The following is a 15,305-nucleotide window of genomic DNA, read 5'->3' as shown; positions in this document are numbered from 1 at the left end:
AATAATTAATCTTCAGACCATAAAAACCACTACTTACACACTGATTAATAAAGCAAACACTTGTTTGAATCTCTGCCTGATGGCGCCGAAATCCTGAATCTTAGATGCCAATCCCCTGGGGTGCGACACCTTGTCGCACTATCTGAGTTTGTCTTTGTCACGCCTAAACCGGGCTGCCAAAATGCCGCCACCTAATAACCTAAGAGCTCAAATATGATGGCGCTGTGTCTCTCTCACCTTACGCTCTCTATCGGCACAGCCTTGCTGACACTTCCTCTTGCCCAGGCTCAGGAAGCCGCATTCGAAATCATTGAAGTCCACGGTGCCCACCAGGGCAGCTACACCTCGGTAACCCCTGAGGCACAGGCGCCCGTCAGCGACATCAGCGGCTTGCTGACCCAGCTGCCGGGCACGGCCGTCAACGGTAACGGTCCACTGACCGGCATCGCCCAATATCGCGGCCTGTTCGGCGACAGGGTCAATACTCAGGTCAATGGCGTCTCCCTCGCCGGTGCAGGTCCCAACGCCATGGACACGCCGCTGAGTTATGCCAGCCTGATCAATAGTGAGCGTATCGAGATGCACCGTGGCATCGCTCCCGTCTCCGCCGGCACAGATACTCTTGGCGGTAGCATCAAGGTTATCGAGTCCCAGGCCAGCTTTAACGACACCCAAGGACGCGTCGCCGCCCAGTATCAGGGCAATGGCGCCCAGAGCCATCTTGGGGCTAAGGTCAATGTCGGTGGCAAAGAGCACGCCCTACTGGTCTATGGCGATCTCATGCATGGGGATGAGGATATGAAGTCCGGTAACGATCTTCGCATCTCCCCCAGCGGCTATGATAAACAGATCATCGGTGGCCAATATCGCTTTAACCTCAGTGACAAGGGGCTAGAGGATGAGTCCATCGCCATCGGCTATCAACACCTGGAAACCACAGAGGCGGGCACCCCGGCGCTGCCGATGGATATCGACTTCATCCGCACCGACAGGGTAAAGCTCGAAGGCCAGCACAGGCTCAACACCTGGGAACTCGACTGGCATCTCGCCTATAGCGATGCCAGACACGGCATGGACAACTTCAGCGAACGCCAGAAGCCTGAGAGTGCCAACGCCCGCTACAATAACGCCGAGAGCAAGAGCTATGATATGGCGCTGACCCTGGGCAGAGACGCCTGGCTATTTGGCCTCGACAGCCAGCTCAGCGAACACAACTCGGTGATCACAGATCCCACCAAACCCATGTTCAGGGTCGATAACTTCAACCAGGTGCAAAATGACACCTACAGCGCCTTCGCCCAGTGGCTACAGGAGTTCGATCTGTGGCACTGGCAGTTGGGCGCCAGGGTAAAACACTACCGCAGCGAAGCCGACGAGGTCAGTCACTCCATGGCCGGCGCCATGCCCGCTATCAAAGCCTTGATGGACAGATATAACCAGGCCGATCGCGCCCAGGCTCAAACTGGGGTGGATCTGGTGATCAACGGCCGTTACCACGTCAACGGGGAGTTAACCTGGATACTGGGGCTGGCCCGCAAACAAGACAGTGCCAGCTACCAGCAGAGATACCTGTGGATCCCGATGGAGTCCACAGGTGGACTCGCCGACGGTCGCACCTATGTGGGCAAGGTGGATCTCGACCTGGAAACCGCCTATCAGCTGGAGCTAGGTGCCGACTTCAACCGCCAGGGACTGAACATCAGCCCACGCATCTTCCTGCATCGTATCGACGATTATATCCAGGGAGTGAAGTCGAATGATCCTGCGGTGATCATGGCCGCCAACATGATGGGTAACCAAGATCCCATGGAATTTGCCAATGTCGATGCCCAGCTGTTGGGTATGGATATTAACGCCAGCTACGAGCTCACCGACCAATGGCAACTGGATCTTATGGCCAGCTATGTCAGTGGCGAGCGCCGCGACATCGACGATAACTTGTACCGCATTGCGCCGCCACGGGTAAATCTGGGGCTCAACTTCACAGAGGGTAACTGGTCGGCCCGCATCGAGGGGGTCATGGTGGCGGCTCAGGACAAGGTCTCACAGAGCCAGGCCGAGCAAACCAGCGCAGGCTACGGCCTGGTCAACCTGATGCTGGCCTACGACGGGCAGAACTGGCTGATTAAGGCGGGGATCAACAACCTGTTCGACATCGACTATGAAGATCACCTCGGCGGCTACAACCGGGTGTTCAATGCCGACCTAACGCCAGGACAACGCATGCCGGGCACAGGGCTCAATGCCTGGCTCACCGGCGAATATCGCTTCTAAAGCATTAACTCGTTTTGGGAACCCTCCACTGCGCTCCCGTCCCCGAGCACCCTGCACGCTCGGGGATTTTTTTATCTAGAGGGCCTGTTTATCGCGCTTACGCCTAAACATATCCTCATCGGCCTGCGCCAACAGGACATCCAGGCGGACATCCTGATCCGCTATCTTGTGGCCTATGGTCACAGAGACCTCGGGCAGATGGCTGTCGAGCATGGCATTATCCAGCCCCTTCATGATGCGCGTCTCGGTGGCAATCACATCCTCGTCATTTTGACACATGAGCAGCACCACAAACTCATCGCCACCGATGCGCCCCACCACGTCCGAGCCGCGTACACTCTGCTTGATGATCCCCGCCAGCAACTTGAGTACCTCGTCGCCCACCGAATGGCCGTGGCCGTCGTTGATCCCCTTGAAGTCGTCGACATCGATATAGAGCATCGCCAGACGGCTCTCGTTTCGCTGAGCAAGCTTCATGCGCTGCCTGGCGAGCCCCTTAAATCCACGACGATTATTGATATGGCACAGCTCATCCAGGTGGGCCAGTTGCTTGAGTTCACCATAGATATCCAGCAGGGCGAGATCCGCCTCGATGATCTCCTTGAGTTGGTGGATCAGCTCGAAATAGCTGGCCTGGTAATCTGTCTTGTCGCGATCCATCACGCAGAAGGTGCCGAAACAGCTACCATCGGGCCAAAACACCGGCACCCCGAGATAGGAGGAGAAGCCATCTTTCTGCACCTCGGGGTTGGTTTCCCAGCAGGGATCTATCTTGGCGTCGGGCACATAGAGATCCGAGCGGGTCTCGACGATACGCCGACAGAAGATATTGGTATCGGGTGCGATCACCACTCCCGGCGGGTAGGGATTGCTGACCTGTTTACTGGCGATGGTCACCTGAAATCCCTTGGGGGTATATTGCACCAGGAAGCTAGCCGGTGCGTTAAACACCTGGGCCAACAGGTTGACGGTTTTCTGCCATTTATCGAGTGAGATGAGATCGATAGGATTATCGAGAAGAAAGCGCTCACTGCTGTACAAAGAATCTGTCGACATCGTCTTTCCTTTTCTCAGGATAACGAAATCGCCTTCCTAGCGTCTCGACCTAAGGTCAAGCGCACCTGCCTGTGAACTAGCCATGTCTTAGAGCATAGAGGCCAACGGAGAGCAATTCAAACCCTAATAATAAACATAAAAAATACATCTTTTATCAAATTATGGGGCGAAAGACTCGCTAGGACAATGATCCAATCTGGTTATTGACTGATATCCAGCGGCTTCTTGAGTAACTTGCGTTGCAGGGTTCGCCTGTGCATCCCAAGTTGGCGCGCCGTCGCCGACACATTGCCCTTGTTGGCGGTCAACACCTGCTGCAGATGTTCCCACTCGACCCGCTTGGGACTCAGGGGCGCCTCATCCACCTCGGGAGCGATCGCCTTGGGCGCCTTGTCGTCCAGCACTTTGAGCAGGGTGGCGGTATCGGCAGGCTTGGTCAGGTAGTTGTCGGCGCCAAGGCGCATCGCCTCGACGGCGGTGGCTATGCTGGCATAGCCGGTCAACAACACCAACACCGCCTGGGGCACGGCGCCCTTGAGCGGGGTTATGAGCGCCAGGCCATTGTCGTCGGCCAGCTTCATGTCCAGCAGAATATGGCTGGGTTTAAACTGACGGGCCTTGAGTAGCGCCTGAGTGGCATCGTGCGCCAACGCGCACTCGTAACCGTGCTTGCTCATGCGCCGCGCCAGGATCCCGGCAAAGCTCGGTTCATCTTCGATGATCAAGAGTCGTTTCATGCCCCCCCCTGTATCGGCAAATAGACCTGGGCCACGGCGCCGCCATCCACATGACTGCCGAGGATCAATCGCCCGCCGAGACGCTCCAGGCTCGCATGACTAAGCAAGAGGGCAACGCCCATCCCCTTGGGCTGTTCGACGATCTGATGGCCAAGCTGCTGCAACAACGGCGCCGGGATACCCGAACCAAAGTCACGCACCCCAAGCACCAGCTCATCCCCCTGACGCTGAGCCGAGAAGGTCACCCTCTGCTCGCCTGTCGTTTCCTGACTCGCCCTGGCGCCATTCTCGATGAGCGCCAGTAACGCGGGCTGCAGACTGGCGTCGACCCTTAGCCGAAGCTTGTCCAAGCCTTTAACAGACTGAAGCGATAGATTCACCGCCGGCATCAGCAGGTTGACCTGCTCAGTTAGGCCGCTCAGCACTTGCTCGGCCGACTCCAGGCGCTGCGCGCCCTCGCGGATCGATTCGGTAGCGCTGCGCAGCGCCGTCAGTGTGGATTCGCACACCGCCAGTGCAGACTTCATCTCCTGCAGCGCAGGACTATCGCCCTCCTCCTGCAACTCATCTACCAGTAACCTCAGGCTAGCCAATGGGGTCGCCAGCCGATGAGCCATCTGCGCCGAGGCGGTACCTAGGGCGATCAACTTCTCCTGACGTAACTGGGCCTCGCGCATAAAGGCGAGCTGTGCATCCTGACGCCGCATACGTTTGGCCAGCAAGGCCACACTCGTGGTCAACACCAAAGATGAGATGATAAAGTTGACCCACATCCCCAGATAGTGAGACTGCATGTCCATGCCGTGGTGACTCATGGCACTCTGGGGCATGTTAAACAGCATCAGGCTGTAGGCCACATTCGACAGCAGGGCCAGAGACCAGGGGGCCCAGAAGGGCAGCAGCACGGCGGCAATGGCTATCGGCAAGAGTAACAGGGAGATAAAGGCGTTGGTGGCACCACCGGAAAAGTAGAGCCAGGAGATCCATAACAGGGTGTCGAGCACCAGGGCGATAAACAGCCCCGAGTCGCTGCTGAGCAGGGGCTTTCTCAGCCAGAAGGTAAAGCTTAAATAGAACCCCTCGAGGATCAGGGTCAGGTTCAGCGCCGGACTGTGAAGCGACAAGCCAAAGGTGTCGGCAAACAGGAAGGTGAGACAGAGTTTCAGCATCAGGGCCATGATGCGCAGCAGGGCCAGTTGGTCGGCGGCGCGGTAGCGGCCGTAACTCAGAGTCGTCACATTAGATTCCTATTTCATATCAAAGGCTAATCCTATCTTCGCCAGGGCATCGCCCGAGCGGGACAGGCTGTATTTTACCCCCTGTTCGAAATCGATTTCACTCTTTATTGCCAAAGAGTTGAGGCGCGCCATGCTCAGGCTGCAATCCTTCGGCCGCTGGGCACTGTCGTTGGGAGATGACAGGGACGAAACATGCCGGCAGCTCAGCCCCAAGAGCTCCGCCATCTTGTTGAGCATCTGATACTTGGTCATCCGCTCGCTCCCGCTGAAATGATAGATGCCCGCCACATCACCTAACCGCTGCTGGCGCGCCACCAACTTAACCAGGGCGCCGGCAATATCCAGGGTTGAGGTGGGGCTGCGCACCGCCCAGTCATCTTGCGAGCTCGGCGTCTGAGTCGCCAACAGCTTTAGCATCACCAACACCGCCGACTCCTCTATCGACTCGACCGGCCCATAGAGGATCGGCAGGCGCAGCACGGCAAAGTCGCCGGAGGCATCTAGCAGTGCCAGCTCTCCCTGACGCTTGGTTTCGCCGTAAAAGTTCAGTGGATTAGTCTGCGCCTCCTCGCCGTAATCGGGCGAGGTACCGTCGAACACATAGTCGGTAGAGATATAACAGACCCAGGCGCCATTGGCCTTGGCGGCCATGGCAAGCTGCCGGGTGGCGGCCAGGTTAAGCGCCTTTGCCGCCGACGGGTCACGCTCGGACGCATCGGGCCGCCGCTCGGCCGCGCAGTGTAATATCACATCCGGTCTATGGGTCTGGATAAACTGGCTCACCGCCTGTGCATCGGTCAGATCCAGTCTATGCATGCCCGCTTCGGCCCGCGAATAACCGCAGGCCAGCACTGTCACCGCTTCATCGGCAAATCTCTCGACCAAGGCTCTACCCAAGAGGCCTGTGGCGCCTGTGATCATTATCTTCAACATCAATTCACTTCTCTGTTATTGGCTTGCTGCCCGGCTGGAGCATGGGACAATCCTTGGGCAGCACCATGGCAATCGCCGCTGCCTGCACCTCGAAATCCACCCGCGACTCGGCGATGGGCTCGCCATCGAGATTAATGGGCATGGGCGGGGTGGAGCGCCAGCTGGCCTGGGTATCGCGATGATACTTCACATACTGATTATCGACCTTAGGCGCCTGCAGCTCGGCGATCACCTGCGCCAGGGCCTCGATGGGAAAGTGATGCAGGGCCACCAGATCCATCAGGCCATCGTTGATATAGGCATCCGGCGCCAACAGCTGACCACCACCGGCCTGACGTCCGTTACACACGGCGCCCACCAGCAGCTGCTGGGTACTGGCCTCGCCATGAATAATAAACTCGCCGTCATAGGGCTTGAAGTTAAGCGCCTGCACCAGCCCGGACAGGGTATAGGCACCGCCCCCGAGAAAGTGTTTCAGCGCCACCGGCGTGTTGGCCGTGACCTGGGCACCGAAACCGCCGCTGGCGATATTCACCACATACCTGTCATTGGCCCGAATCACATCGACGCCATAGGCCTCTCCCTGGGCCGCCAGACGCAGCGCTTCCTCGAAGTCGCCTGGCACCCTGGCCGCGGTAGCAAAGTCGTTGGCCGTCCCCATAGGCAAGAGTGCCAGCTCGCAGCGTTCGTCGCTGGTATGCCGCATCAGGGCGTCCACCAACTCATTCACCGTGCCGTCACCACCCGCCGCGACAAGGCGATGGCAGCCTTCGGCTATCGCCTCATCCACCAGCCGGGCCACATCCCCGGTTTCAAAGGTCACGCGCACCTGAATCTCGTGATCGGCCCGCACCCTGTCGATCGCCTGACGAAGCACCTCGTCACCGGCCTTCTTACCATTGAGTATGATGCGAAGTTTCATTGCTAATCTCCTGCCTGGAGCCACCTATTCACTCATCATAGCAGCAAGACAGTATCGGCTAAACTGGACTCACACCTATGTGCCCCATGAAGCGAGTTTAATCTCTCGTGTCATATCTAAGTTCTGTTTTGGCCTGCTGACCTCTCTAAACACGCCCAGCCCTGGATTGTTCACAGCTCACAGCGTGCAAGCATGCGTCATAGCCCTCGACTCGCGCCAAACACTTGTAGATAAACAGGCGCCATGGATTTGCCGCGCCCGGCGCAACAGGATATGCTCATGTGTTATCAAGGATATCTGGCCCAAGCTTGGAGCTTAACCATGAACAGATTATTGTTAGTCGTCGTTGCGGGCGTACTGCTACCGGCCTGCAGCCTGCAGGCCTCTCAAGCTCTAACTCACACTCAAGCTCAGCATCAGAGCACTGCCGAGACGACAGACAGCCACAGGAGTCACCCCAGCTTCGACTGTGACAGCGATAAGCTTTCCAGCATAGAGACCCTAATCTGCCATGACGCTGATCTGGCCGCGCTTGACCAACAGATGTCCAAGGTGTTCCAGGCAGCCAGCACCAAGGCCGTCAACGAGCATCCACCCATGTTGAAAGCCGAACAACGCGGCTGGATAAAGGGCCGTAACGAGTGCTGGAAGAGTGAAGATAAAACACAGTGCGTGCGCGACAACTACCAGATGCGTATCGCCGAACTGCAAGCCAGATATCATCTTATCGCCCCCACTGCCGAGGTCAGCTACCAATGCGACGGTATCGCCGCCAAACAGGTGATGGTCAGCTATTTCGCCACCGAGCCTGCAACCCTCATCGCCGAATTTGGCGATAGCGTCTCGCTCATGGTCAGCCAGCCTAGCGCCAGCGGCAGCCGCTATCAGGGACGCAACGAAGCGCTGTGGGAACACCATGGCGAGGCGCGCATCACCTGGGGCTATGGCGCCGACCCTATGATCTGCACCCTCGCCGACTGATATGACACTACCTCTGCTGCTGACCGGGCCCATGCTGCGTCACTGCGACGCAGACCATTTCACTCTCACCCTGGTGACCAGTGCGCCGCTGTCACAGTTAACGCTCACCCTGGGCGAGACTCGGCACTTGCTTGAGGGGGACGCCGTCGAGTGTCTCGAACTCGGCACTCACGCCTTCTTCTATTTGATCCATCTTAGCCAGCCCGGACTCAACCCTGTCGACACGAGTATTCCCTACCGGCTCAGCGACAGCCAACATGGGGATCTGCTCGCACCGATCGAGCAACTGACCTATGGCGACAGCGAATGCCCGGATTTCGTGATAAAGCCTGAGATAGACACCCTGCTGCACGGCTCTTGTCGCAACGCTCATCATCACAGCAGCGATGCTATGGTCGCCGCCGATACCCAAGTGGAAATCGCGCCAGATGCGGCAAAACGGCCGGCGCTGATGATGCTCAGCGGCGATCAGATCTATGTCGACGATGTCGCCGGCCCCATGCTATTCGCCATCGGCAAGGTCATAAAAAAATTAGGCCTGTACGAGGAGGAGTTTCAGCAGGCACCACTCGGCCACAGTAAGCAGATAAGCTATCATCCGGCGGCCATGTATCAACGCCACAAGAAGCTACTGCCTCGCACCGAATATCCTGCGGGCAGCGCACTGGTACGTTGGTATATCAATCACCCCATCTTCACCTCATCGAGCGCCGAGAATCACCTGGTGAGTCTGTCCGAGATAGTCGCCCTCTACCTGCTTAGCTGGTCACCCGAGCTGTGGCAGTTGATCGATATCCCCAAGGAGGTGACAGGCCTGTCACCCAGCAATCAGCAGAGATGGCAGAAGGAGTGGCTACACCTGCTGGAGTTTAAGGCGGGGCTGACCAAGGTGCGTCGCCTGCTGGCACATCTGCCCACCTACATGATCTTCGACGATCACGACATCACAGACGACTGGAACCTCACCGCCAAATGGGAACAGGCGGCCTATGGCCACCCCTTCTCGAAACGCATCATAGGCAATGCACTGATCGGTTATCTGGTGTTTCAGGGCCTGGGGAATCAAAAGCGCAAGTTTAGCGGCGACATTCTGCCCCAGCTCAAGCAGTTTCTCGTCAGTCGCGAGGAGGCGCAACACGACGCCTTAATCGAGGCGCTACTGGATTTTGACGAGTGGCACTACAGCCTCAATACCTCCCCCAAGTTGGTGGTACTGGACACCCGCACCCAGCGTTGGCGCAGCGAGTCTAACCTGGCCAAGCCATCTGGTCTGATGGACTGGGAAGCCCTGATGGAGCTTCAGCAGCAGTTAGTGGGACAGGAGAAGGTGATTATCGTCTCGGCGGCGCCCATGTTCGGCGTAAAGCTGATCGAGGCGGTGCAGCGCGCCGCCACCTTTATCGGCGCCTCCCTCCTGGTGGACGCCGAAAACTGGATGGCCCACCCCGGCACGGCCAACACCCTGCTGAGCATCTTCCTGCATCGTAAGACGCCCCAGCAGTTCGTGATCCTTTCGGGCGATGTGCATTACTCCTTCGCCTACGACATAGGGATCCGCTTTCGCACTCAGGGACCGCAGATCTATCAGATCACCTCGAGCGGCATCAAGAATCAGTTTCCCGAGAAGCTGTTACCCGTATTCGACAAATTGAACGGCTGGCTCTATGGTCACTTCTCGCCGCTCAACTGGTTTACCAAACGCAAACGCATGTCGATTCGCGGTCGACGCCCCAACGGCATGCGCAGTCAGCGGCTGATCAACGCCAGTGGCATAGGTGTGGTGAGCTTCGCTAAAGATGGCGCCCCCTCGAAAATCGCCGTGCTCCATGGCGACATGAGTACCACTGAGTTCCTGCCGCCACGCCAGTCTCGTAACGGCTAAGTCTTATCCGGCGAGGCCTCTAGAGTGAGAGTTCCGGCAGGCTGATATCCAGCTGCCGATCCGTCACAGGATCCGTGAAAGCCAGGCGACGCGCCAGCAGCTTCATCGGCTGTTCATAATCCTCACTGCCTTTGGGCTGAAGAACGGGATAGAAGTTGTCGTTGAGAATAGGCATGCCCAGGCTGTTCATGTGCAGCCGCAGTTGGTGGGTCTTACCTGTGACCGGCATCAGCTCGAAGCGACCTATCTCCCCCTCGACGCTCACCAGGGCGATCTCCGAGTGACTATTGGCCTCACCCTCGACGATGCGCATGGTGAAGCTGGGGCTTCCCTTGTCGATACGATTCTTCACCGTCCAACGCTTGGGCAGGCCGAGTTTCCCGGCGTTATGCTCCGCCAGTAACTCAGGAGTGAGCCGCGCCAAGGCCTGGTATTCCTTGGTAATCTGCCCATGACGAAACAACCCATGATAGGCGTCGCGGCGCTCACTCTGCTTGACCAGCAGCACAATGCCCGCGGTGGCGCGATCCAGCCGATGGGCGGCGATCAGCTGATCACAATCGGTACGTACCCTTAGACGGTTGATTAAACACTGATTAATTACCTCTCCCCCGGGGTGCAGGGCCATGAAGTGCGCCTTGTTGGCCAGCACTATCTGCTCATCTTGATACAGAATAGACTCGCTATAGGGAGGCGTCACCTCATGGGCGACCTCGCGGTAGTAATACACCTTCTGTTGTGGCCGATAGGCGGTGCTGAGTGCCAGCGCCTGACCGTCTTGCCAATGCACCTTGCCCGCATTGAAACGCTCTCGCCAGACGTCAGCTGGAATATTATCGAACCGCTGACAGAAATAGTCGTAAACGCTCGCCGGGGGATTGGCTGTTTGAGGTAAGACGATAAAGGAGGCTTGAGCCGCGCGCACCATGACAGAAAGGCCTAAAGATGAAGGAGCGACCATGGTAACAAAAATTGCCGCCCGGATGAGAGCAAATTATCCCAATCACAATGAGTGAGTGTTCAAATCTAGCGCAGAAAAAACCTTTGAGAACCAGACAGGATTTTCGATGACAAGGGCCTGTTGATCTTTAGCGTTCACGCTTGCAGCATTCTGTATCGCTTTTATACAAGTCCTAGCCACTCTGCAATCGAAAAGAGCAACGCCCTCATCGAGCGTTTTAACCGGCTAGGATGACCATGAGATCGGTATTACTGCCCCGCGTGGGACTTGATCAGCTCCAGCACGAAATCCATAGTCTTATGGCAATCGGGCTGATTGACCAGCACCTGCTTATCACGGTTATAAAGCGGTAGCACCTCGAGCCAACGCTGGCTGACCCAAGTAGCATCTTCCAGATGCAGATCACCATAGAGCTCCTGTAGGGCGGGGTTGACCAGATAGAACTGCTCTAATGCTGCACTGATCAGCTCAAATTCACCCTTGATGGGCTCTTCGCGCCAATTGCTGCAACTCAGAGTTCTGGCTATCCAGTTACCGTCACGTCGCTTGGCCGCCGAGAAGATCTTCACCCTCTGCTTACCTTCCAGCACCAGGCCCAGACAGTCGTCTTCGAGTTGATTGAAATCTATGATCTCGCACTGAGTCGCCAGTGGATAACAGGGGGGATTCGCCTGAGGGCGAGACATGGCAAAGGCTAGCGGAAAGTGCCCCTTGAGCACCTCGGCAATCAGTTTCAAGCTGCTAGGCCCCGCCACTCGTATCTCTATTCTGCCATCGGGCAAAAGTAGTTCGTCGCGGGTGATCAACGCCATCTCTTGAGTCAACATAGCAACCTCCTCCCCCTTGGTGGGTGATCGCCGTGAGTGTCGAGTCAGTACGACTAAAAAATAACCAAGGAGCAATAATGATAAAGTGTAGCAGTTGTCGAAATTACTGCTCGAAATGCCATTATTGGATCGGCGATGCCATACCAATCAAAATACCCGGTCCTTCGCTTATTAGACCCTAAAAGATTCCCTTTTGTTGCAGCCAATTAATTAGAAAGTGTTAATGTAACGCATAATATCACCACTTTTTAATACCTTATCTAAGTCTTCTGCCAGTACTTCACTCATCTGCGCCGCCTGTCGCCAATAGCGCATCCGCTCCTCCGTACTCAGGCGGCTGAAGTCATTTCTGTCGGGCAACTTGCCATAGGGAAGTTGCTTTAAATAGGCCTCGCTAGGGGCCAAGATCAGGGCGTTGTCATAGTTGCGTTTGGCGCTGCGCCAGGGCAGCGACTTGTCGAACCAGCCGGGCAGAATCTTGCTGTAGAAGTGGGGATAAAGCGTCAGCCCTGGCGCATGGGCCAGTGGCAGATCGAAGTGATAGTCTGTGATGCCACCGTCGTAGTAGTGGCCGACAGGCGCACCCTCGATACGCGTCACAGGTGCCAGTACCCAAGGGATAGAGCCGGTGGCCAGCAAGACCGGGGCGATGTTCTCCCCGGTGAGGGGAAGATGACGACCCGGCAGATCCCTTAACTCGTTATAGGGTGAGGCGGCGCCGCCGCTACCAAACAGATAACGTTCAAAATGCCATCCCAGGGTCCGCCGACTCAGCAGATTAGTGACCGCAGTGGTGGCAAGGCCAGCCCCCAGGGCGGCCCTGTGAGACAGGCGGTTGAGATGACGGCCACGACAGGCGATGAAATGGCTCTTGATCACAGGATTGCCGACGATATCCGCCCCCTACTGCGCCCCCAATATGCCCGAGACGCTCCCCGCCACCGTATGCGACACCTCGCTTGCGCTGGGTTTGGTCTCGTAACGCTGGCCAATATATTCCCGCTCCAGGCGCTCGTAGGCCGCCAAGGGATCTTGCTGTGCCAAACAGGCCAGACGCCAGGCACCAGAAGAGGCGCCCAGGGTATGGAGCGGAGTCTGTCTCGCCTTGAAGAAGGTGCCAAACAGATACTTATCCAGCGCGGCGATACCTAGCCATTTGGGCCCACCCGACGCCACCAACACCTGGGTAAATAGCTCGGGTTTCAGTCCCTGCTCGGCGATCTGTTTGTAGGCTTTCGGCCCGGCGAGAAAACGTAACTTAAGCACCTAACTCGGCTCCCTGAATTTATCTGTGTGCATGCCAAAAGCCATTCTATAAGAATTGCACTAAACTTGTCAGCGCGATTAAAATAGGCCGGTGGCAGGAGGTCACTAAGGAACAAAATGGACGACACGGTAAAAATTAAGCCCAACCAAACACTCGCCTACGGCATCATCACGCTGACGGCCAGCCTGTTTATCATTAAGCAGCTCTTTTTGAGTGACTTAGACGGTGAATGGCTACTCTTCATGGGTTACTGCCTGGTCATGCTTGTGTGGGCTGGCGCCCTGCTGAAACAAGAGATCATTTTTACCCCCCAAGCGATCGCCTTTGCCAATATTCCTCTCACGGGCAGTGCTTCCCTTGGCAAGCAGAGCCTAATCGCCTATAGAGATATTATCCGTTGCCATGCCAGACTCGAAGGCCTGGAGATAGTGACCGACACTGAGGCCATCAGGGTTAGCCTATCACTCAACGACAGGCTCATCTCCCGCCTCAGTGCTGGCTTTGAGGCCCACGGCCTGCAGCTGACCCTTGAGACAAGCGAGCAATAGAGACGAGTCTAAGGCCAACAATCTCTTAAGGGGGCAACTTGCCGCAGACTCACGTCACCTCGATGCTCAAGACCCTTATGTTCATCAGCCTCTTGCTGTCGCTAGCTGGCTGTCAGCGAGCCAAGGATGTAGATTATCTCTGGCAAGACTATAGTCAGCGCCTGGCCCATGTGATCGACCAAGCCTACTCACCGCCTCCTTTCGAGCCACTACAACTCGGCAAGGCCAAAATAACAGAGCAGGCCCCTATCACCATCTCGATACTCGAGACTCTGTCTCTGGGTCACTGTCCCTTAGGTCGCCTCATCGCAGACCACAACAGCACGCTCGGCAAGGTGGCCCCCCCCCCCAGCCAGCAACTCATCTACCAGATAAAGTTTATTCAACTGGCGCCCGCCTGCATCGACACCCTAGAGCCCAGCCCACTGAAGACTAAGCTGACGCGCGCGCTTGAGCAGAAACAAGATAATGCGATGCAATACTTTAATCGGGTGCTCACCAGAGACAGGAGTATCACTAAGAGTCTGTTTATCGGCTACGACTCTCTGGTGCTCGGCGAGATGCGCGCCGGTCGCTTCGAGCTCGAGTCGGCCATAGGCCAGCTGCTTAGCATCAAGCGCAACATCACTCAGGGGCTGTGGCAGCAGATAGACACGACGCAGATAGAACCCGCGCTCGCCCTCATGGCCCACCAAACGCTTCTGCAGAGGTACTTGCGAGCCCTGGCCTACAGCCAGGCGCAGCTCCTTTCCCTCAACGACTATCTGTCAACACATAGCGCGTCGGTCGCCTACCGCCCCGGTCATGCCAACCGCAAACAGGAGATACTGCAAAATGTGTTTCATAAATACTACCTGGCGCAAACCCAGGCCTATCTGTCGCAGCTCAACCAGCTACATTACCGCCTGAGTGAGCCGCTACTTTCCCTGTTCGAAGGCAGCAGCCATCAGCCCTTCATCGACCACTATTTCGGCCAGCAGCCTGATGCCCTGCCAGAGCAGCTCAAGACCCAGATGCGCAGACATGTGAAGTGGTGGCAGGCCTTTAGGCAGAGCTGCAACATTCAGCCGCCCAGCCGCTAGGGCAAAGATCGACACGTGCTAATGCTGAAGCTATCTTGCCCGTCGAAAAGCCTGCTACACTGTTGCCACTTTAATTGCATCTTACCAGCCTGAGCATCCAACCATGATCTTAGACACCCTAGATAACCTGGTACATTACACCCACCTGGGGCCGCGCATTGCCAAGGCGCTGCTGCACCTCAAGGAGACAGACTTTACTCAGCTGCCCGTGGGCAACTATGAGCTTGAAGGCAAAGATATCTTTGTCATCGTCAACGACTATGAAACCAAGCCCAGAGAGGTAGAGCCCTTCGAGGTGCATCGTAAATATATCGACGTCCAGTATGTGGTGAGCGGCGAGGAGGAGTTTGGCTATCTGCCTCTGGCGGATCAGACACCAACTAAGCCCTATTATGACAAGCATGACTACGCCGAATATGACTATGAGTCCAACAAGGCGCGCGCCGCCTTTATCCCCTTCAAGGCGGGGATGTTTGCCCTCTTCTTTCCCCAGGACATGCATATGCCTGGCGTCTCGGCGACCCCGCAGGCGGTGAGAAAGGTGGTGATCAAGGTCAAGATCTAATCCCCCTGATGCCCGCGCATGTCGCGGGCATG

General features: G+C 56.7%; 13 protein-coding genes and 1 pseudogene. 6 read left to right on the top strand and 8 right to left on the bottom strand.

Going from position 1 to position 15,305, the window contains the following annotated elements; translation table 11 throughout:
• The first annotated feature begins 213 nt into the window (after positions 1 to 213).
• The gene (locus L1D47_RS01230) at positions 214 to 2,274 is read left to right on the top strand and encodes a TonB-dependent receptor (protein ID WP_239882247.1); all 2,061 of its coding nucleotides are present in this window, start codon (positions 214 to 216) and stop codon (positions 2,272 to 2,274) included.
• 75 nt (positions 2,275 to 2,349) lie between these two features.
• Here the strand turns inward: L1D47_RS01230 and L1D47_RS01225 are convergent, their stop codons facing one another.
• From L1D47_RS01225 to yegS, 5 genes are all read right to left on the bottom strand, one after another.
• Positions 2,350 to 3,330 (bottom strand): sensor domain-containing diguanylate cyclase, encoded by a 981-nt coding sequence (locus L1D47_RS01225; RefSeq protein WP_239882246.1) that lies wholly within the window; start codon positions 3,328 to 3,330, stop codon positions 2,350 to 2,352.
• A 200-nt stretch (positions 3,331 to 3,530) separates the two neighbouring features.
• Positions 3,531 to 4,067, bottom strand: a complete 537-nt coding sequence (locus L1D47_RS01220) for a response regulator (RefSeq protein ID WP_239882245.1) — start codon at positions 4,065 to 4,067, stop codon at positions 3,531 to 3,533.
• Complete coding sequence (locus L1D47_RS01215) at positions 4,064 to 5,245, bottom strand: HAMP domain-containing sensor histidine kinase (protein WP_239882285.1); 1,182 nt, start codon at positions 5,243 to 5,245, stop codon at positions 4,064 to 4,066. Before L1D47_RS01215 ends, L1D47_RS01220 begins: the two co-directional genes overlap by 4 nt.
• Before the next feature lie 69 nt (positions 5,246 to 5,314).
• The gene (locus L1D47_RS01210) at positions 5,315 to 6,238 is read right to left on the bottom strand and encodes an SDR family oxidoreductase (RefSeq protein ID WP_239882244.1); all 924 of its coding nucleotides are present in this window, start codon (positions 6,236 to 6,238) and stop codon (positions 5,315 to 5,317) included.
• A 4-nt stretch (positions 6,239 to 6,242) separates the two neighbouring features.
• Entirely contained in the window at positions 6,243 to 7,160 is a 918-nt protein-coding gene (gene yegS / locus L1D47_RS01205) for a lipid kinase YegS (protein ID WP_239882243.1), read from the bottom strand.
• 321 nt (positions 7,161 to 7,481) lie between these two features.
• Between yegS and L1D47_RS01200 the strand changes: the two genes are divergently transcribed.
• A complete protein-coding gene (locus L1D47_RS01200; protein WP_239882242.1) occupies positions 7,482 to 8,141 on the top strand; it encodes an MliC family protein in 660 nt (219 codons plus the stop codon).
• Between the two features lies 1 nt (position 8,142).
• Complete coding sequence (locus L1D47_RS01195; protein WP_239882241.1) at positions 8,143 to 10,023, top strand: alkaline phosphatase D family protein; 1,881 nt, start codon at positions 8,143 to 8,145, stop codon at positions 10,021 to 10,023.
• 19 nt (positions 10,024 to 10,042) lie between these two features.
• Here the strand turns inward: L1D47_RS01195 and L1D47_RS01190 are convergent, their stop codons facing one another.
• The 3 genes and pseudogenes from L1D47_RS01190 to L1D47_RS01180 all read right to left on the bottom strand — a co-directional run bounded on the left by L1D47_RS01190 (position 10,043) and on the right by L1D47_RS01180 (position 13,077).
• On the bottom strand, positions 10,043 to 10,951 hold the full coding sequence (locus L1D47_RS01190) for a pseudouridine synthase (RefSeq protein ID WP_239882240.1): 909 nt from the start codon (positions 10,949 to 10,951) through the stop codon (positions 10,043 to 10,045).
• Between the two features lie 281 nt (positions 10,952 to 11,232).
• Entirely contained in the window at positions 11,233 to 11,811 is a 579-nt protein-coding gene (locus tag L1D47_RS01185) for an LON peptidase substrate-binding domain-containing protein (protein WP_041509900.1), read from the bottom strand.
• Between the two features lie 210 nt (positions 11,812 to 12,021).
• A pseudogene (locus tag L1D47_RS01180) lies at positions 12,022 to 13,077 on the bottom strand (alpha/beta hydrolase).
• Positions 13,078 to 13,194: 117 nt separating this feature from the next.
• Between L1D47_RS01180 and L1D47_RS01175 the strand changes: the two are divergent.
• From L1D47_RS01175 to L1D47_RS01165, 3 genes are all read left to right on the top strand, one after another.
• The gene (locus L1D47_RS01175) at positions 13,195 to 13,626 is read left to right on the top strand and encodes a hypothetical protein (RefSeq protein WP_239882239.1); all 432 of its coding nucleotides are present in this window, start codon (positions 13,195 to 13,197) and stop codon (positions 13,624 to 13,626) included.
• A gap of 38 nt (positions 13,627 to 13,664) precedes the next feature.
• On the top strand, positions 13,665 to 14,708 hold the full coding sequence (locus L1D47_RS01170; RefSeq protein ID WP_239882238.1) for a DUF3080 family protein: 1,044 nt from the start codon (positions 13,665 to 13,667) through the stop codon (positions 14,706 to 14,708).
• Between the two features lie 103 nt (positions 14,709 to 14,811).
• Positions 14,812 to 15,273: a YhcH/YjgK/YiaL family protein gene (locus tag L1D47_RS01165; RefSeq protein ID WP_239882237.1), complete on the top strand. Its 462-nt coding sequence runs from the start codon at positions 14,812 to 14,814 to the stop codon at positions 15,271 to 15,273.
• Positions 15,274 to 15,305: the final 32 nt, after the last annotated feature.

This window comes from Shewanella sp. Isolate7 (genome assembly GCF_022398425.1).
GTDB lineage: Bacteria > Pseudomonadota > Gammaproteobacteria > Enterobacterales > Shewanellaceae > Shewanella.
The sequence above is the reverse complement of the archived record's forward strand: the minus strand, read 5'-3'. Positions and strand labels throughout refer to the sequence as shown.